The organism is Vibrio sp. 2033 (genome assembly GCF_033339735.1).
Genome location: NZ_JAWOVC010000005.1, coordinates 1 through 17,962 on the forward strand (window position 1 = coordinate 1; position 17,962 = coordinate 17,962).

Annotated in this window: 17 protein-coding genes; 16 read left to right on the plus strand and 1 reads right to left on the minus strand. The window is 46.0% G+C overall.

What is annotated here, in order from left to right; genetic code table 11:
* From R7P74_RS08890 to fliJ, 15 genes are all read left to right on the plus strand, one after another.
* The coding region (locus tag R7P74_RS08890; protein WP_318122812.1) for a flagellin at positions 1-390 on the plus strand (390 nt) is incomplete at its 5' end.
* A gap of 288 nt (positions 391-678) precedes the next feature.
* Positions 679-1,809: a flagellin gene (locus tag R7P74_RS08895; protein WP_005380449.1), complete on the plus strand. Its 1,131-nt coding sequence runs from the start codon at positions 679-681 to the stop codon at positions 1,807-1,809.
* Between the two features lie 92 nt (positions 1,810-1,901).
* A complete protein-coding gene (gene flaG / locus R7P74_RS08900; RefSeq protein ID WP_158174118.1) occupies positions 1,902-2,336 on the plus strand; it encodes a flagellar protein FlaG in 435 nt (144 codons plus the stop codon).
* 21 nt (positions 2,337-2,357) lie between these two features.
* A complete protein-coding gene (gene fliD / locus R7P74_RS08905; protein ID WP_213905641.1) occupies positions 2,358-4,352 on the plus strand; it encodes a flagellar filament capping protein FliD in 1,995 nt (664 codons plus the stop codon).
* A 3-nt stretch (positions 4,353-4,355) separates the two neighbouring features.
* The gene (locus R7P74_RS08910; RefSeq protein WP_005380456.1) at positions 4,356-4,661 is read left to right on the plus strand and encodes a flagellar protein FliT; all 306 of its coding nucleotides are present in this window, start codon (positions 4,356-4,358) and stop codon (positions 4,659-4,661) included.
* A gap of 12 nt (positions 4,662-4,673) precedes the next feature.
* Positions 4,674-5,084, plus strand: coding sequence for a flagellar export chaperone FliS (gene fliS / locus R7P74_RS08915; RefSeq protein ID WP_005380457.1), 411 nt, complete (start codon positions 4,674-4,676; stop codon positions 5,082-5,084).
* Between the two features lie 287 nt (positions 5,085-5,371).
* Positions 5,372-6,838 (plus strand): sigma-54 dependent transcriptional regulator, encoded by a 1,467-nt coding sequence (locus R7P74_RS08920; RefSeq protein WP_005384490.1) that lies wholly within the window; start codon positions 5,372-5,374, stop codon positions 6,836-6,838.
* 199 nt (positions 6,839-7,037) lie between these two features.
* On the plus strand, positions 7,038-8,069 hold the full coding sequence (locus tag R7P74_RS08925; RefSeq protein WP_171344359.1) for a sensor histidine kinase: 1,032 nt from the start codon (positions 7,038-7,040) through the stop codon (positions 8,067-8,069).
* A 36-nt stretch (positions 8,070-8,105) separates the two neighbouring features.
* Positions 8,106-9,515, plus strand: a complete 1,410-nt coding sequence (locus tag R7P74_RS08930) for a sigma-54-dependent transcriptional regulator (protein WP_005380460.1) — start codon at positions 8,106-8,108, stop codon at positions 9,513-9,515.
* 122 nt (positions 9,516-9,637) lie between these two features.
* On the plus strand, positions 9,638-9,949 hold the full coding sequence (gene fliE / locus R7P74_RS08935) for a flagellar hook-basal body complex protein FliE (RefSeq protein ID WP_005384482.1): 312 nt from the start codon (positions 9,638-9,640) through the stop codon (positions 9,947-9,949).
* 14 nt (positions 9,950-9,963) lie between these two features.
* Positions 9,964-11,706, plus strand: a complete 1,743-nt coding sequence (gene fliF / locus R7P74_RS08940; protein ID WP_005380462.1) for a flagellar basal-body MS-ring/collar protein FliF — start codon at positions 9,964-9,966, stop codon at positions 11,704-11,706.
* Positions 11,699-12,754, plus strand: a complete 1,056-nt coding sequence (fliG, locus tag R7P74_RS08945) for a flagellar motor switch protein FliG (RefSeq protein ID WP_262657874.1) — start codon at positions 11,699-11,701, stop codon at positions 12,752-12,754. The genes fliF and fliG overlap by 8 nt, the downstream gene beginning before the upstream one ends.
* A gap of 71 nt (positions 12,755-12,825) precedes the next feature.
* The gene (gene fliH, locus R7P74_RS08950) at positions 12,826-13,626 is read left to right on the plus strand and encodes a flagellar assembly protein FliH (protein WP_005394317.1); all 801 of its coding nucleotides are present in this window, start codon (positions 12,826-12,828) and stop codon (positions 13,624-13,626) included.
* 3 nt (positions 13,627-13,629) lie between these two features.
* Positions 13,630-14,949 carry a flagellar protein export ATPase FliI gene (gene fliI / locus R7P74_RS08955; RefSeq protein WP_213868024.1) on the plus strand — a complete coding sequence of 440 codons (1,320 nt, stop codon included), beginning with the start codon at positions 13,630-13,632 and terminating at the stop codon, positions 14,947-14,949.
* Between the two features lie 6 nt (positions 14,950-14,955).
* Positions 14,956-15,399 (plus strand): flagellar export protein FliJ, encoded by a 444-nt coding sequence (fliJ, locus tag R7P74_RS08960; protein WP_005380474.1) that lies wholly within the window; start codon positions 14,956-14,958, stop codon positions 15,397-15,399.
* Between the two features lie 40 nt (positions 15,400-15,439).
* On the opposite strand, the gene R7P74_RS08965 is transcribed toward fliJ, so the two are convergent.
* Entirely contained in the window at positions 15,440-15,754 is a 315-nt protein-coding gene (locus tag R7P74_RS08965) for an NIPSNAP family protein (RefSeq protein WP_213868025.1), read from the minus strand.
* Between the two features lie 280 nt (positions 15,755-16,034).
* Here R7P74_RS08965 and R7P74_RS08970 point away from each other — a divergent pair, with 280 nt between their 5' ends.
* Entirely contained in the window at positions 16,035-17,888 is a 1,854-nt protein-coding gene (locus tag R7P74_RS08970; RefSeq protein ID WP_213868026.1) for a flagellar hook-length control protein FliK, read from the plus strand.
* The last annotated feature ends 74 nt before the right edge of the window (positions 17,889-17,962 follow it).

A 17,962-nucleotide genomic window follows, 5' to 3' on the forward strand; every position in this document is an offset into this window, starting at 1 on the left:
AACAACAAAGTCGAAGGCGAAGTCGAGTTTTCAGGCGGCCTATCTGGTGAGCTAGGTTTGGGCGAAGGTAAAAAAGTAACGGTAGATACTATCGACGTAACCTCAGTTGGTGGCGCACAAGAATCTGTTGCTATCATCGATGCAGCACTGAAATACGTAGACAGCCACCGCGCAGAGCTGGGTGCATTCCAGAACCGTTTCAACCACGCAATCAGCAACTTGGACAACATTAACGAGAACGTGAATGCGTCGAAGAGCCGTATCAAAGATACAGATTTCGCGAAAGAAACGACGGCAATGACCAAGTCACAAATTCTATCGCAAGCGTCAAGCTCAATCCTTGCGCAAGCGAAACAAGCGCCAAACTCAGCGCTAAGTCTGCTAGGTTAATTTCAAACCTAAGACGAGAACCTCATTGGCTCGTGGTGAGAGATGAGCGAGTAAACCCAGCTTCGGCTGGGTTTTTTTCTGTCTTTTGGGGCCCCAGGATTTCTGCGAATCACGACATTAGAGCTTCATCACATTTCAGTAAGCCAAAGAAAATAATCGCAAAAAATTGAAAATTTCTTCTAAAGGATATTCATCGGTCGCCGTTAAAGGGACTGAGAGAAATGAGATGTACCTAAGTGAGGTGAGAGACACGACGGTACATTCACTAAAGCCTTAAGGAGATCAATTATGGCGATTAACGTTAATACTAACGTTTCTGCGATGACTGCACAGCGTTACCTAAACCAGGCAGCTGACGGTCAACAAAAATCAATGGAGCGTTTGTCTTCGGGTTATAAAATCAATAGCGCGAAAGACGATGCTGCAGGTCTACAGATTTCAAACCGTTTGAATGCACAAAGCCGTGGCCTAGACATGGCAGTGAAAAACGCAAACGACGGTATTTCTATTGCACAGGTTGCTGAAGGTGCAATGAATGAATCTACCAACATCCTACAACGTATGCGTGATCTTTCGCTTCAATCGGCGAACGGCTCTAACTCAAAAGCAGAACGTGTAGCGATCCAAGAAGAAGTAACAGCGCTAAACGACGAGCTAAACCGTATTGCTGAAACTACCTCTTTCGGTGGTAACAAGCTTCTAAACGGTACTTACGGTACTCAATCTTTCCAAATCGGTGCGGACTCAGGTGAAGCAGTTATGCTTTCTATGGGTAACCTACGCTCAGACACTTCAGCAATGGGTGGTAAGAGCTACGCAGCAGAAGAGGGTAAAGACGCATCTTGGACTGTTGGTGAGAAAACAGAGTTCAAAATGAGCTACACCAACAAGCAGGGTGAAGAGAAAGAGCTATCAATCAGCGCTAAGCAAGGCGATGATATTGAGCAGCTAGCGACATACATCAACGGTCAAAACGATGATGTAAAAGCCTCTGTTGGCGAAGATGGCAAACTACAAGTATTTGCTTCTTCTCAAAAAGTTGAAGGTGATGTTGAGTTTTCTGGCAACCTAGCAGACGAGATCGGCTTTGGTGGCCCGAAAGACGTAACAGTGAAAGACATCGATGTAACCACAGTAGCTGGCTCTCAAGAAGCAGTAGCGGTTATCGACGGTGCTCTTAAGTCCGTAGACAGCCAACGAGCTTCACTCGGTGCTTTCCAAAACCGCTTCAACCACGCAATCAGCAACCTAGACAACATTAACGAGAACGTTAATGCGTCTAAAAGCCGTATTAAAGATACTGATTACGCGAAGGAAACCACTGCGATGACTAAGTCGCAAATTCTTCAGCAAGCAAGTACTTCAATCCTGGCTCAAGCGAAGCAGTCTCCATCTGCAGCGCTAAGCTTGTTGGGCTAAGTGGTAAACCCAGCCTGAGGTCAACACCTTAGTGCTGGGGCACCAAAGCGATAGATTCTATCGTTAGCCCATAAGGTGGAAGGGAGATTGTAATGGATATATCCTCCTACGCATCGAACATCCAGCCTTACGGCACGCCAAATGGCACAAAGTTTGCAAATAAAAATGGCAATGATTTAGGCACGTCTAGCCCAGCAAATTCAAATGGTGAGATTTCGCCACAAAAAGCGAAAAACACCGAATACGACTTCTCTGTTCAAGCTGCGATCGAGATGGCTGAAAGCCGTCAAGAACTGAACAAAGAAGAGCGTGAAAAATTGGTCGCACAAATGAATGAATTTGTAACGTCCATAAACAAAGGAGTCGCATTTCGAGTGGATGAAGAGTCCGGACGAGATGTGGTGACGATTTATGAAGCCAATACCGGTGACGTGATTCGTCAAATTCCTGATGAAGAAATGCTAGTGGTATTGCGTCGCCTAGCTGAGCACACAGCCAACAGCGGGTTGTTGACTGAAAAAGTGTAAGTCGTTTTTAGAGGTGATTTGATGAGTTTAGGCCCTTTGGGGATGTCTGGCGGCATGGATATTAATTCCATGGTCAGCAAAATTGTGGATGCCGAACGCGTACCAAAGCAGCAACGCATCGACAACGAACGCACGACAATTAATGCCAGTATCAGTGCTTACGGACGACTCAGAGAATCATTGGATACGATGAAAAATCTCATGGCGAACTTTCGTCAGGAGAAAGCATTTGCCGTTCGCACTGTCGAAACGACCGATGACAATATCGTATCTGCCACGGCAACCACAGATGCTATCGCTGGCAAATATGCTATCGATGTGTTGCAGCTTGCTCAGAGCCATAAAGTCGCTTCTGACGTATTGCCAGAAGACGCAAAATTTGGCCCTGGTAAGCTGCAGATTTCGCTTGGTGATGAGCGTTTTAATATCGATGTTCGTTCCCGATCTAAGCTCATCGATGTCGTACGTGGCATCAATGGCGCTAAAGATAACCCTGGCGTTCGTGCATCTCTTATTAACGACGTCGAAGGTCCACGCCTTATCCTTGCTTCTAACCTCTCTGGTAAGGATCATCAAATCAGAGTCAGTGTGGAGGCAGAAAAAGGCAACCCTCTTAAATATTTCGAATACCAAACACTTGAAGACCGCGTCAACGCGCTTGAAGAAGCTCGTTCAGCGGCGGAAGATGTCTTAGGTCCTCTTAAATTTCCGGAACAACCAGCAGAAGAGCTGGATGCAAACGGCAATCCTCTACCTCCAGAAGAGCAAAAAGCGGCAGACGATGTACAAGATGATGCATCGCAAGCGCCAATCTCTGCGGCGGGTGCAGAAGCAGCCAAAGCTGGTCAAGAAGCCATTGATGAAGCCAACCGACGCGCGAGCTTACGCCCTGAAGACAGAATTCCAGGGTGGACAGAAACTGCGTCAGGTACTTTGTTGGACTCTTATGAAGAACCAGAGCTTGAACTCGACGAAAAGGCAATAGAGAAGGCACCAGATGTACCAGGCTGGAATAATGCCGCATCGGGCACCCTAACCGATTCTTACGTTACGACGAAAGAGGCTAAGCAGCTTCTTGAGCAAGAAAAAGCGGAAATCGAGCAAAAAATTGCGAGTGAAAAGCAAGCGTTAGACGAAAAAGTGGCACGTGGTGAACTTTCCGAAGCGCAAGCTAAGCAAATTCATCGCGCTAAACTTGATCCTCAAGAACGTGAGCGTCTGGAAAAAATTGATGAAGCAGAAGCGAAAATCGTAAAGGCACAATCTGCTTTTGAACAATACCTTGGGATGACAGAAGTACAAGCAGGGCAAGATTCAGAAGTTCTGCTTGATGGAGTGGCAAAGCTATCTAGTCACAACAATGTGATTGAAGATGCGATCGAAGGTGTTGATTTAACACTAAAAGGCAAATCAGAACCGAATAAACCGCCTGCTGAAATTGGTGTCGAGTACGACCGTCAAAGTGTACGCAACGATATCGAAAACTTTGTGGCAGCGTATAACTCGTTTTATCAAACCTCCCAAGCGTTGGCGAGTGTGGATCCGGTAACTGGTCAAAAAGGGCCGTTGTCAGGTGACAGCACCGTACGCAGTGCAGATTCACGATTAAAATCGGTCTTTTCTACTCGAATCGATAAAGCACCTGAAAACCTAAAGTCCTTAACAGAATTTGGCATTACGACCACACGTCAAGGCACCCTAGAAATCAACTATGACATGCTAGACCGCCAGTTGAACAATAACTTCAACGAGTTAGAAAAGTTCTTCGGTGGCAACACAGGTTTTGCTAAACGAGTAGAAGATGCGATTCACGGTATCACAGGTATTACAGGCAGTATTCGTACTCGAGAAAAAAGTCTCACAGAACAAAATTACCGTTTGAGTGACGATCAAGCGGCATTAGATCGCCGTATGGAAAGCCTAGAGAAGCGTACTCATGCGAAGTTTACCGCGATGCAAGATGCGACCGGTAAAATGCAAGGCCAGTTAGGCGCTTTGATGAGTGCGTTGGGTTAATAAATGCAAAAAGAACTCATGGAAATTAGTGATATAGATCAACTAATTACGCAAGAATTAGAAAAAATTGATTTTAATGCTGAAGAAATTCTTCGCTTGGTCGATATCAGGGAACGGTTATTGCAAAACCTGTTACCAATTATTCATCAAAATCCTTTGGTTAAGCAGGATGCAGAGTGGCAAGCATTGCTAACTCGTACCAAAAGAATTGTCGAGCTGATGCAATCGGAAACGTCAAAGGTCGGAAAAGAGCTCCATAAGTTTCGTTATGGCCAGCGTTCACTTCAGCAGTACAAAAAATTTATTTAAAAGAGGATTACTATGCGCGGTTCTTTGCAAGCATACAAAAAGGTATCAGTCGACAGCCAGCTTAGCGCGGCTTCTCCGCACAAAGTCATTCAAATGCTTATGGCTGGTGCGATTGAGCGCCTTATTCAAGGTAAAGCAGCCATGCAAGCAGGCAATATTCCAGCAAAAGGTGAGCGCTTGGGTAAAGCGTTAGACATCATTATCGCGCTACGCAGCTGTCTATCTATGGATGACGGTGGTGATATTGCTTCAAACTTAGATTCACTGTATGAGTTTATGATCACGCAAATTTCTGCTGCTAACCATCAAAATGAGCCTCAGCTGATCGACGACGTTATCGACATTATCCGTGAGATCAAGTCCGCTTGGGACCAAATCCCAACAGAGTTTCATAATCTTACCGCTGCTGAAGTTGGTATTTAATAGTCAAAACAATGCGTTAAGATCCTAGACGAATATATTTGTCAATTGCGCAACGAGTTGTGTAGCAAAGTTTCTATCAAGCTCACACCTCTCTATTGCTTGGTTGCCTTATTTTTATATTCAAATAAAATAGAAGCCATTAGTAGCCCTAATGGCTTTTTTGTTGCTGATTTTCCTATTTTGTCTATCGTAAATTGAGTGTGGTGGTTCTGCCTTCTTTAGCACCCAATTGCGCAAATCAAGGTTTGGCCGCAACGCACCTAAAATAAAGGCAATCATTCTTACTTATGCATGGTTTGGCAAAGCTGCTTGTAATTGATGATGACGCATCAAGTCGTTTAAATTTAAGCAATATATTGGAATTTGTTGGAGAAAATTGCGAAGCGGTCAGTTCTGATCAGCTCAGCGATGTTGATTGGTCTAGCGTATGGTCGTGCTGTATTGTTGGTAATATTCCAGCAGGTCAAGCGGCGAGTACGGTTATCTCTCATTTAAACAGCGCTTACCACATCCCTCTTCTAGTCATGGGCCGTTTTCCTTTGCCTGTTGATGATCTTCCAAATTTTGTTGGTGAACTAGAGCTGCCGCTTAATTACCCACAGCTTAGTGAAGCGTTACGCCACTGCAAAGATTTTCTGGGGCGAAAAGGAGTGAATGTTGTTGCTAGTGCACGCAAAAACACGCTTTTTCGCAGCTTAGTTGGTCAAAGTAGAGGTATTCAAGAAGTTCGACACCTGATTGAGCAAGTATCAAACACGGAAGCAAACGTGTTGATCTTAGGTGAGTCCGGTACGGGTAAAGAAGTTGTTGCGCGTAACATCCACTATCACTCTTCATACCGCGATGGCGCATTTGTACCTATTAACTGTGGTGCAATACCGCCTGAGCTCCTAGAAAGCGAATTATTTGGTCACGAAAAAGGCGCGTTTACTGGTGCGTTAACTGCCCGTAAAGGTCGATTTGAGCTCGCAGATGGTGGCACTATCTTTCTTGATGAGATTGGCGATATGCCAATGTCGATGCAAGTAAAGTTGCTTCGTGTATTGCAAGAACGCTGCTTTGAACGTGTAGGTGGCAATAGTACCATCAAGGTAAATGTTCGAGTTGTGGCGGCGACACACCGTAATCTAGAAAATATGATTGAAGAAGGCACGTTCCGAGAAGACTTGTTCTATCGTCTGAACGTGTTTCCAATTGAGATGCCAGCGCTGAAAGAGCGCAAACAAGATATACCATTGCTGCTGCAAGAACTGATGACACGTTTAGAGGCGGAAGGCGGACAACCTATCTGCTTTACACCTCGTGCAATCAACTCACTGATGGAGCATAACTGGCCGGGCAACGTACGCGAGTTGGCTAATCTTGTTGAGCGAATGATTATTCTGTATCCAAATAGCTTGGTGGATGTAAACCATCTACCAACCAAATATCGCTACAGTGACATCCCAGAGTTCCAACCAGAGAGCAATCCATTTGTTTCGGTGGAAGAGCAAGAGCGTGATGTATTCCAAGATATCTTCTCTGAAGATTTTAGCTTTGAAGATCAAGACGACCTTGATCACAGCATGAACGCCCCGCAAGCGCTGCCACCGGAAGGGGTTAATTTGAAAGAGCTGCTGGCTGATTTAGAAGTTAATATGATCAGCCAAGCATTAGAAGCGCAGGGTGGCGTTGTTGCAAGAGCGGCCGACATGCTGGGTATGCGACGTACTACGCTGGTGGAAAAAATGCGTAAGTACAACTTACAGCGCTAGGTAAAGTGAAGTTTTAAGACGATATCTGAATAATCACTTGGGTTGGTTAACATCGCTTTTCTGGCATCCGAAACCGTTATCTCTGAGTGTCAACTTATTGTCGATAGCTTAACGTCCTGATAAATATAAAAAATAGCTTGGTACGCTAATTGCTTACCAAGCTATTTTAGTTTTAGCGGCGATATTTCGACAGGCAGTAATGGATAACAACACCAATCAATCCCATTTAGATTCCTTAGAGAATCAGGTTGAGCGCTACAAACAGGTGCTCGATGTGATGCCTGCTGGAGTGATTTTGCTCGATACGTACGGAGTAGTGCGTGAAGCAAATCCAGAAGCGCACCGAATTCTTGAGATTCCACTGGTTAACGAAAAATGGTTCAACGTTATCCAGGCGGTGTTTGACCCACGTGAAGATGATGGCCATGAAGTTTCCCTGCGGAATGGCCGTAAAGTTCGACTCGCCATCTCGGCGTCCACAACAGGTCAATTGATCCTGATTACCGATTTAACCGAAACCCGTTTACTTCAAGCTCGTGTCAGTGATTTACAGCGCTTATCGTCGTTAGGACGTATGGTTGCGTCGCTTGCTCACCAAGTAAGAACGCCGCTGTCGAGCGCTATGTTATATGCATCCAATTTGGGAGCGCCAAATCTTCCTCCAGCGACAAAAGATCGCTTCCAAACCAAATTAATGGATCGACTGCACGATTTGGAAAAGCAGGTTAATGATATGCTGCTTTTTGCTAAAGGTGGTGATAATAAAGTCATTAAGCCATTCACGATTGCCCAGTTGGTAGCGGAATATCAGCCGATGGTCGAAACCGCGCTAAAAAACAACAGTATTGATTACTGCCTAGAAGTGGAAGAAGAACAAACTGAGCTACTAGGCAATGCGAACGCCATTGCATCCGCATTAAGTAATCTGGTCATGAATGCGATTCAAATGTCTGGTAAAGAATCGCAAGTCGATATTTTTTTCCGCCCGGTAAATGGTGAGTTACGCATTTCTGTGCAAGACAGCGGACCGGGAGTGCCCGAAGAACTGCAAGCCAAAATCATGGAGCCATTTTTTACCACACGTTCTCAAGGAACTGGATTAGGGTTGGCAGTTGTTCAAATGGTTTGCCGTGCCCATGACGGTCGATTGGAACTTATTTCAGAGCAGGGTGATGGAGCCTGCTTCACCATGTGCATTCCGCTAGAGCGAGTGCAAACAGAAGCGCAATAAGCGGCTTTTGGTAATAACAATTTCTGGAGAATCATAATGGCGCAAAGCAAAGTGCTGATCGTAGAAGACGATGAAGGTCTTCGTGAAGCCCTAGTCGATACTCTGGCTCTGGCAGGGTATGAGTGGTTGGAAGCGGACTGTGCTGAAGATGCACTGTTAAAGCTGAAATCGAATACGGTTGATATCGTCGTTTCTGATGTGCAAATGGCGGGTATGGGTGGCTTAGCTCTGCTCAAAAGCATCAAGCAGAATTGGCCTAACTTACCAGTATTGCTAATGACGGCGTACGCCAATATTGAAGATGCCGTGTCGGCAATGAAAGACGGCGCGATTGACTACATGGCGAAACCATTTGCACCAGAAGTGTTGCTAAATATGGTCAGTCGTTATGCACCGATAAAAAGTGATGACAACGGTGACGCTATCGTTGCTGATGAGAAAAGTCTGAGCTTACTCGCGTTGGCCGATAAAGTGGCGCGTACAGATGCGAATGTTATGGTGCTAGGTCCGAGTGGCTCAGGTAAAGAAGTGATGTCGCGTTATATTCACAACGCGTCAAATCGTAAAAATGGTCCTTTTGTCGCAATTAACTGTGCCGCGATTCCTGACAATATGCTCGAAGCAACACTGTTTGGCTATGAAAAGGGCGCATTTACTGGTGCTGTTCAGGCATGCCCAGGAAAGTTTGAACAAGCGCAAGGTGGCACAATCTTGCTTGATGAAATCAGCGAAATGGACTTGAACCTGCAAGCGAAGTTGTTGCGTGTTTTGCAAGAGCGAGAAGTAGAGCGCCTAGGCAGTCGCAAAAGCATCAAGTTAGATGTTCGTGTGTTAGCGACTAGTAACCGTGATCTTAAGCAATACGTGTCAGAAGGAAACTTCAGAGAGGACTTATATTACCGCCTGAATGTATTCCCAATTGCGTGGCCTGCACTTAAAGAACGTAAAGGCGATATTGCACCGCTTGCCAAGCATCTTGCTGAGCGTCATTGCAGCAAAATGGGCATGCCAGTGCCTCAATTCTCGACCGTTGCGTTAGAAAAACTATTGCAATACCCTTGGCCGGGTAATGTTCGTGAGTTGGATAACGTGGTTCAACGAGCGCTGATATTAAGTGAAAATGGCGACATCGATGCAGAGCACATTTTGCTTGAGGGCGTAGATTGGCAAGATGCCAATAGCTTGCAACACGTGGTGCAAAACGCAGATATGGTCGTGCCCAATGTTAAGCCAGTTGCGCAAGCTGAGAGTGTCAGCCGCCCAGTAACTGGTGGAGAAGGCTTAGGCAGCGAGCTGCGCGATCAAGAATACGCCATTATTTTGGAGACTTTGGTTGAGTGTAATGGTCGACGCAAAGAAATGGCGGAGAAACTGGGTATAAGCCCTCGAACCTTGCGCTATAAGCTTGCCAAAATGCGTGATGCTGGTATAGATATCCCGAATTAACACAGACAACGGCCATAAGACGAAAAGTGTAAGTAAATTGATTGCTAATGTCTTATGGCACGTTAATTGCTGTGTCAATAATCAGTTTTGTTAATAGTCAATCTTTTGGCTTAGAGGTGCTAATGAAAATTGATGGTATTCAGGCAGAAATGCGCGCCATGATGGTAGAAGCAACCAATACGGCTCCTACTGCAAGTGGGGCGAAAGTTGGAGCGGATTTTAACGATCTCCTAACTAAAGCCATCAATAACGTGAACACACTTCAAAAAGCATCTGGTGATTTACAAACCCGTTTTGATCGTGGTGATGCCGATGTATCCCTTTCTGACGTTATGATCGCTCGTAACAAGTCTAGTGTCGCTTTTGATGCGACGGTTCAAATTCGCAATAAACTCGTTGAGGCATATAAAGATCTCATGAACATGCCAGTGTAATTTAGGTAATAAGTGTGGCAGACAAGTCTACAGATTTAACCGTCACTGAAGGCGGCTCAGATGGTGCACTGGTAGCAAGTTCCGATGTGGATGTGGAGAGTCAAAATCCAGATCTAGAGGAGCGTAGTGCGTCAAAATTCGATATGGCAGTAGGCGACCTCGATTTACTTCGTCAGGTTGTGCTTGTGCTGTCGATATCCATCTGTGTTGCATTGATCGTGATGCTGTTCTTTTGGGTCAAAGAACCGGAGATGCGCCCACTTGGTGCGTATGAGACCGAAGAATTGATCCCCGTTCTGGATTATCTGGACCAGCAGAAAATCAATTATAAGCTTGATGGCAATACTGTTTCTGTTGAATCGAGTGAGTACAACTCGATCAAACTTGGCATGGTTCGTTCCGGCGTTAACCAAGCTACAGAAGCGGGCGATGATATTTTGCTGCAAGACATGGGTTTTGGTGTTTCACAACGTCTCGAGCAAGAGCGTCTCAAACTCAGTCGAGAGCGCCAATTGGCTCAAGCAATTGAAGAAATGAAGCAAGTTCGCAAAGCACGAGTGTTATTGGCACTGCCAAAGCACAGCGTGTTTGTGCGTCATAACCAAGAAGCTTCTGCGTCGGTATTTTTGACATTGTCGACAGGCACGAACCTTAAGCAGCAAGAAGTGGATTCTATTGTCGACATGGTAGCGAGTGCCGTGCCGGGAATGAAAACTTCTCGAATTACCGTCACAGATCAGCATGGCCGCTTACTCAGCTCAGGCTCCCAAGATCCCGCTTCTGCGGCGCGACGCAAAGAACAAGAATTAGAACGCAGCCAAGAGCAAGCGCTGCGCGAAAAAATTGATTCCGTACTATTACCCATTTTAGGTTATGGCAACTATACGGCGCAGGTTGATATCCAAATGGATTTCAGTGCGGTTGAACAAACTCGCAAACGCTTTGATCCGAACACCCCTGCGACCCGCAGTGAGTACGCACTCGAAGATTACAATAACGGTAACATGGTAGCGGGTATTCCGGGTGCGTTGAGTAATCAGCCTCCAGCGGATGCCTCAATTCCGCAAGATGTGGCTCAAATGAAAGATGGTTCTGTCATGGGGCAGGGTTCAGTTCGTAAAGAGTCCACGCGTAACTTTGAGCTAGATACCACCATCAGCCACGAGCGAAAGCAGACCGGGACGGTGGCTCGTCAGACCGTTTCTGTTGCGATTAAAGACCGTCGTCAAGTTAACCCTGATACGGGTGAAGTGACTTATACCCCAATGTCCGAATCTGAAATCAATGCCATTCGCCAAGTATTAATTGGTACCGTTGGCTTTGATCAAGGTCGTGGCGATTTACTGAATGTATTGAGTGTAAAGTTTGCTGAGCCAGAGGCTGAGCAGCTAGAAGAACCACCAATTTGGGAGCACCCTAACTTCAGTGATTGGGTTCGTTGGTTCGCAAGTGCATTAGTGATTATTGTGGTTGTGTTGGTTCTGGTTCGCCCAGCAATGAAGAAATTGCTTAACCCTACCAGCGATGATGAAGATGAAATGTACGGACCAGACGGCTTGCCGATTGGTGCGGATGGTGAAACTAGCTTGATTGGCAGTGACATCGAAAGCAGCGAACTGTTCGAGTTTGGCTCAAGTATTGATTTGCCAAACCTTCATAAAGATGAAGATGTATTGAAAGCGGTTCGCGCTCTGGTTGCGAATGAACCTGAACTGGCTGCTCAAGTAGTGAAAAACTGGATGAATGACAATGGCTAACGATATCGTACCTCAAGATGGCAACGCCGCGGGAATGCCAGTAGAGCTGGATGTTTCAACCATTACTGGCGAAGAAAAAGCGGCAATTTTGCTACTGAGCCTTAATGAACAAGATGCAGCTGGCATTATCCGTCACCTAGAACCAAAACAGGTTCAGCGTGTTGGTAGTGCGATGGCTCGCGCGAAGGATCTCAGCCAAGACAAGGTATCTGCTGTTCATCGTGCGTTTTTGGAGGATATCCAGAAATACACCAACATTGGTATGGGCAGCGAAGACTTTATGCGTAATGCACTGGTTGCCGCTCTTGGTGAAGACAAAGCCAACAACTTAGTTGACCAGATCCTACTTGGTACGGGCTCAAAAGGCTTGGATTCTTTGAAATGGATGGACCCACGCCAAGTGGCGAGCATTATTGTCAATGAACACCCACAGATTCAAACTATCGTATTGTCTTATTTAGAAGCAGACCAATCTGCAGAGATTTTGTCTCAGTTTCCTGAGCGCGTGCGTTTGGATCTGATGATGCGTATTGCCAACCTTGAAGAAGTTCAGCCATCAGCATTGGCAGAGCTGAACGAAATCATGGAGAAACAGTTCGCGGGTCAAGCGGGTGCACAAGCAGCCAAAATTGGCGGCCTGAAAGCAGCAGCGGAGATCATGAACTACCTAGACAACAACGTCGAAGGTTTGTTGATGGAACAAATTCGCGATCAGGACGAAGACATGGCGACGCAAATCCAAGACCTAATGTTTGTCTTCGAAAACTTAGTCGAAGTGGACGACCAAGGTATTCAGAAGTTGCTGCGTGACGTACCACAAGACGTGTTGCAAAAAGCACTCAAAGGTGCAGATGACTCGTTACGTGAGAAAGTCTTCAAGAATATGTCTAAACGTGCTGCTGATATGATGCGTGATGATATAGAAGCGATGCCGCCAGTACGAGTGGCAGATGTAGAAGCCGCTCAGAAAGAAATCTTAGCAATTGCCCGTCGAATGGCGGATGCTGGTGAGCTCATGCTATCTGGCGGTGCTGACGAATTCTTATAATTTCTATTGCTTCGCAATTATCCTATTGCGGAGCACCCTCACTTCTTAATCGAACACACAATAGGTAACCCATGGCTGGCGATAGAAAACGTGGATTTATCCGTCCTGATGAAGATGATTCGATGATCGAACCTCAACGTTGGGGGCTGCCTGATTATGGCGAGCCTAAAGCCAAACAAGCAAAACAAACCGCGTTCAACTATGACCCGGGATGGGTGCCGAATTTTGATGAGCCTGAAGAAGAGCAGCCACTTGCGCTCACCGAAGAACAAATTGAACTGATTAAGCAAGGTGCTTATCAAGAAGGCTTACATCAAGGTCAGGAAGCTGGCTTTAAGCAAGGTTACGACAAAGGTAAAGAAGAAGGGTTGCAAGCCGGCCATGCTGAAGGTCTCGAGCTCGGAAAAGCTGAAGGGGTAACTGCAGGGCAAGAATACATTCAGCAGCAAGTTGAAACTTTTATGAACTTGGCCAATCAGTTTGCTCAACCTTTGGAGTTGATGAATGCTCAGGTTGAAAAGCAGCTGGTGGATATGGTGCTCTGTTTAGTTAAAGAAGTGGTGCACGTTGAAGTACAAACCAACCCTCAAATTATTTTAGATACAGTGAAGCAGTCGGTTGAAGCGCTACCAATATCAGGCCACCCTATTACCTTGCACCTGAATCCAGAAGATGTCGCGATTATTCGTTCAGCTTATGGTGAAGAAGACCTTAATTGTCGCAACTGGACGTTAGTTGCTGAGCCATCGCTCAATCGAGGTGACGTCCAGATTGAAGCCGGTGAATCAAGCATTAATTATCGCATGGAAGAACGCGTCAAAAGCGTATTGCACAGCTTTTGTGGCGCAAACCGTCATCAAGAGGGCGAGTAATCCATGCAAGCACTCTCTGACCGCTTAAAAAGCTACAAAGTTGAAGGCCTTACGACGCGTCCTGTCGCCTCTGGCAAACTGGTGCGTGTGGTTGGGTTAACGTTGGAAGCGACCGGCTGTCGCGCACCAATTGGCAGTTTATGCTTAGTGGAAACCATGTCAGGTCAGATGGAAGCCGAGGTTGTCGGCTTTTCAGGTGACAACCTATTTTTAATGCCAAGCGAACAAATTACGGGCATTTTACCTGGAGCGAGAGTCACCCCTTTAACCAGTGACGCTGGTTTGCCTGTCGGCATGGAGTTACTTGGGCGCGTGATAGACGGGGTTGGGAATCCACTTGATGGACTTGGCCCTTTGTATACCGATCACCGTGCCTCTTTTAATGCCGAACCAATCAACCCGTTGGCTCGAAAGCCAATTTCTGAACCGCTCGATGTTGGCCTAAAAGCCATCAATGGTTTGTTGACGGTTGGTAAAGGTCAGCGTATCGGTCTGTTTGCAGGTTCTGGTGTGGGTAAATCGGTCACGCTTGGCATGATGACGCGAGGCACCACCGCACAGGTTGTGGTCGTCGGCCTGATAGGTGAGCGTGGACGTGAAGTTAAAGAATTCATCGAAGAGATCTTGGGTGAGGACGGTCGTCGCCGCTCAGTGGTGGTCGCGGCGCCTGCCGATGCTTCACCTCTAATGCGCTTAAAGGGGTGCCAAACGGCATTAACGATTGCTGAATACTTCCGGGACCAAGGGTTAGATGTTCTGCTATTGATGGACTCGTTGACTCGTTTTGCACAAGCACAGCGTGAAATCGCACTTTCTGTTGGTGAGCCGCCAGCGACGAAAGGTTACCCGCCTTCTGTATTTGCCAAGCTGCCAGCGCTGGTTGAGCGAGCGGGTAATGGAAGTGCCGAGCAAGGCTCGATTACGGCGTTCTTTACCGTGTTGACCGAAGGGGATGATTTGCAAGATCCGATAGCGGACGCATCGCGAGCCATTCTTGATGGCCATATTGTACTTTCTCGTGAAATGGCGGATGCAGGCCATTATCCGGCGATTGATGTCGAGAAGTCGGTGAGCCGTGTTATGCCGCAAATCACGACCGAAGAGCACGTTCTGATGTCAAAAGCGGTGCGACAGGTCTTGTCTATTTGTCGCAAGAATCAAGATTTGGTCTCGATTGGAGCGTACAAACCGGGTACCGATCCTGCTATTGATGGCGCATTTACTTTGAAACCGAAGTTAGACGAATACTTGCAGCAGAGCATGAAAGAATCAGTGCCATATGATATGTGCGTCAATATGCTTAGAAACATTTTGGGTGGGTGATAGCGCATGAATAATGCGATGGAGTTTCTACTTGAGCAAACTAAGGATCGTGAAGACCAAGCTGTGCTTGCACTGAACAAAGCGCGTTCTGAACTCGAAGATTATTACCGTCAGGTTGAACAAATTGAAAAGTATCGGCTTGATTATTGCCAGCAACTCGTCGACCGTGGTCAGGCGGGCCTAACGGCAAGTCAATATGGACACTTAAATCGATTCCTTACCCAGCTAGATGAGACTTTATCTAAGCAAAAGCAAGCAGAAAGTCATTTCAAAGAGCAGGTTGAAAACTGTAAAGAATATTGGTTAACCGTGCGTAAAGAACGCAAATCCTATGAGTGGATGATAGACAAACGCGAAAAAGAGAAACAACTTGCTGAAGCTAAGCGCGAACAAAAGCAAATGGACGAGTTTTCCACCTTACTTTACAGTCGAAAACCACATCGTTTCTAAAGGTTATTGGTTCGATATTTCATTACGGTGTTGCAGCTGACTACATCTCTACCGATTCAAGTAAGGTAACTTTGATTGAGTCTTGTTCAATTAACTCAAACACCTTCGGTCGAATCTCGCAAACCCACCACTCGTTGTATGTTTTTTCGTAGAGAGTCTGGCGTGCTTGTTCATTGTCGAACTCTCTAAGCCAAACAAAATAGTCATGTCCATCATCACCAGTGTGGACGTAAGTATTCAGTACACGCATGCCTTGTGAGCGTTGATAGGGCAACAGTTCTTCCTTCATCCAACTTAGCCATTGCTTTGTTTTGCCTGCTTTGATTCTATATTGGCGTAATTCTGTGATCTTCAAAGTGATTCCTTAATTGTTAAGCAAAGTGTCTGTTTACGCTTATCGTTTTTCAAAGTCAATCAAGTAGCTGTACATCATGTTAGGAACCAGGTTCTCGGATAGTACTGTTGATGTTTGTTCCATAAACATGCCATCTATTAGCTTACCGAGAATTGACTCAATATTGTGGTGTGATTTTTGCATTTTAGCTGTCAGTGTCGGGTCTTTTTGACCTTTGTTTGCCGCCAGTATTGCTGTCTGTCAGCGATACGCTCAGAGCCACGAGAACGAGAGTTTCTAAATGAGTGTGAATTTGTCCCATGTATCTGCGACTACCAAGACGCCAGTTTCTGATGTGTCCGCTAAAGCGTCCGCAGAGAGCACTGAGAGCAAGGGATTTTTAGAAACGTTAACCGATGCGTTTGCTGGTAAACAAAAGCCCGAAAAAGTAGCAACAGAATCGACAGTGGTTGAAGAAAAAGAAAGAGCGGATGTAGGCAGTACTTCTTCTGCTAACGTCTCGGACGAATTGTTGGCGCAAGAAAGCCAAGAATCCGTCAGTGACGAGACCCATGGTTTTGATGAAATATCAGCAAACAAACCGAATGCAACCTTAAGTGAAGAAGCAAGTTTACAAAAGGCGAGTAACAGCACACCTTTGGAGAATGATGTTGAAGCTATTGAAAAAGTGAAATCAACATCAATCGATACGAGCAACCCATCAAATACAATGGACGTAAAAAGCACGATGGGCGAAGGACAACAGCTTCTTGGTCGAATTGAACAAGCGAATCAAACCCTGAATGCGAGTAATGCATCCATCGATAGTGGCAAAGTTTTGCCTCAGAGCGCGAATTTAGTGCATTCGTTCCACGAGCAAGCAACCGTTTCGACACACCTTGATGAGCTGGCTTTGAATGAAACGCCATCAGTTCATTCGCTTGAACAAGCACAGATGATCCCAGGACAAGACTTAGAGCCAATTTTAGATAAGAATGGTCAACCTATCGATGTCGACAAACTTTCGCCTGAGTTTGCTGCTTGGCAAGAGCTAGCGAAACAAGCCAGCCATCCGACGGCTAAGAGCGCAGTCAGTGGTGAAGTAGCTAATGATCTGTCGCCGTTGTTAACAGACGTTGATGGTTCCAACATCGACGCGCTTCCACGAGTCTCCTTGGATGAACTTGAAGTTATAGATACTAAGTTGGCGCAAGGAAAAGCACTGACTCAGCAAGAAGCTCAGATCATTGAAGGTTTGAAACAAGGAAGGATCACGGCGGATATTCCTGAGCAAGACCTTGCCCAATTTGTTGCGCTCCCTAATGACATTAAACAGATTCTCGCAGAGCAACAAGTACAACATAATTTAACTCGCCAGGCTGGACCTATGGCAGTGTCTCAGCAAATCCAGCATACAGCGGCTCAAGTACTCCAGCCACAAACTGCTCATAGTGGAGAAAAAGTCGCATTATCTCCAACGCCCGATATGTTGATAGCCGCGCAAGTGCCGACGTCGCTTCAAGGTGTGAAAGACGGAGAGATTAGCCAGAAAGTGATGAACGCAGCATTGGCGACTGGTGCGCTAAAGGCGACTGTGGATAAACAAGATAAGTCGGACCTCCAACATGGCTTCGCTGGACAGCTTCAAGCTATGGCAGGTCAGCAAGGAATTAATGTGCAGCAACAAACGCGTATTGATGCTGCACAACAAGCTCAGCTTCCGTTGCAACTAACTAAAGAGCTAGCCAACGAGCAAGTTGCGGAAAAAGTGCAAATGATGATGTCGAAGAATCTGAAAAATCTCGATATTCGTCTTGATCCACCAGAGTTAGGTCGTATGCAAATTCGTATGACCATGAATAATGACGTTGCCAATGTACATTTTACAGTGAACAACCCGCAAGCTCGTGACATTATTGAACAGACGCTCCCTCGTTTGAGAGAAATGCTAGCGCAACAAGGTATGCAGCTGGCTGATTCTTCCGTCCAACAACAAAGCAGTGGGCAACAGCAAGGTAGGTATACTGCTGAACAACATGCTCAAAGCGCGCAAAGTGGCGGTTTCTCTGGACAGTCCGAAGAGGGTTTTGAATCTGATGTCAATCTGGATTTGAATGTCGCTTCAAAGCGTGATGGAATTAGTTTTTACGCATAAAAGGCCGTTTAACGGCAATGGCATACGGTTACCAAGCAACTCACTAAAACGTCTTGGTATCTCAAAAGAACAAT

Bases quoted from the DNA above. Each gene is read 5' to 3' on its own strand.
- fliS (WP_005380457.1), top strand. From the start codon at position 4,674: ATGCGCGGTTCTTTGCAAGCATACAAAAAGGTATCAGTCGACAGCCAG.
- fliH (WP_005394317.1), top strand. From the start codon at position 12,826: ATGGCTGGCGATAGAAAACGTGGATTTATCCGTCCTGATGAAGATGAT.
- R7P74_RS08910 (WP_005380456.1), top strand. From the start codon at position 4,356: ATGCAAAAAGAACTCATGGAAATTAGTGATATAGATCAACTAATTACG.
- R7P74_RS08970 (WP_213868026.1), top strand. From the start codon at position 16,035: ATGAGTGTGAATTTGTCCCATGTATCTGCGACTACCAAGACGCCAGTT.
- flaG (WP_158174118.1), top strand. From the start codon at position 1,902: ATGGATATATCCTCCTACGCATCGAACATCCAGCCTTACGGCACGCCA.
- fliG (WP_262657874.1), top strand. From the start codon at position 11,699: ATGGCTAACGATATCGTACCTCAAGATGGCAACGCCGCGGGAATGCCA.
- R7P74_RS08930 (WP_005380460.1), top strand. From the start codon at position 8,106: ATGGCGCAAAGCAAAGTGCTGATCGTAGAAGACGATGAAGGTCTTCGT.
- fliE (WP_005384482.1), top strand. From the start codon at position 9,638: ATGAAAATTGATGGTATTCAGGCAGAAATGCGCGCCATGATGGTAGAA.
- R7P74_RS08920 (WP_005384490.1), top strand. From the start codon at position 5,372: ATGCATGGTTTGGCAAAGCTGCTTGTAATTGATGATGACGCATCAAGT.
- R7P74_RS08925 (WP_171344359.1), top strand. From the start codon at position 7,038: ATGGATAACAACACCAATCAATCCCATTTAGATTCCTTAGAGAATCAG.
- fliD (WP_213905641.1), top strand. From the start codon at position 2,358: ATGAGTTTAGGCCCTTTGGGGATGTCTGGCGGCATGGATATTAATTCC.
- fliI (WP_213868024.1), top strand. From the start codon at position 13,630: ATGCAAGCACTCTCTGACCGCTTAAAAAGCTACAAAGTTGAAGGCCTT.
- R7P74_RS08895 (WP_005380449.1), top strand. From the start codon at position 679: ATGGCGATTAACGTTAATACTAACGTTTCTGCGATGACTGCACAGCGT.
- fliJ (WP_005380474.1), top strand. From the start codon at position 14,956: ATGAATAATGCGATGGAGTTTCTACTTGAGCAAACTAAGGATCGTGAA.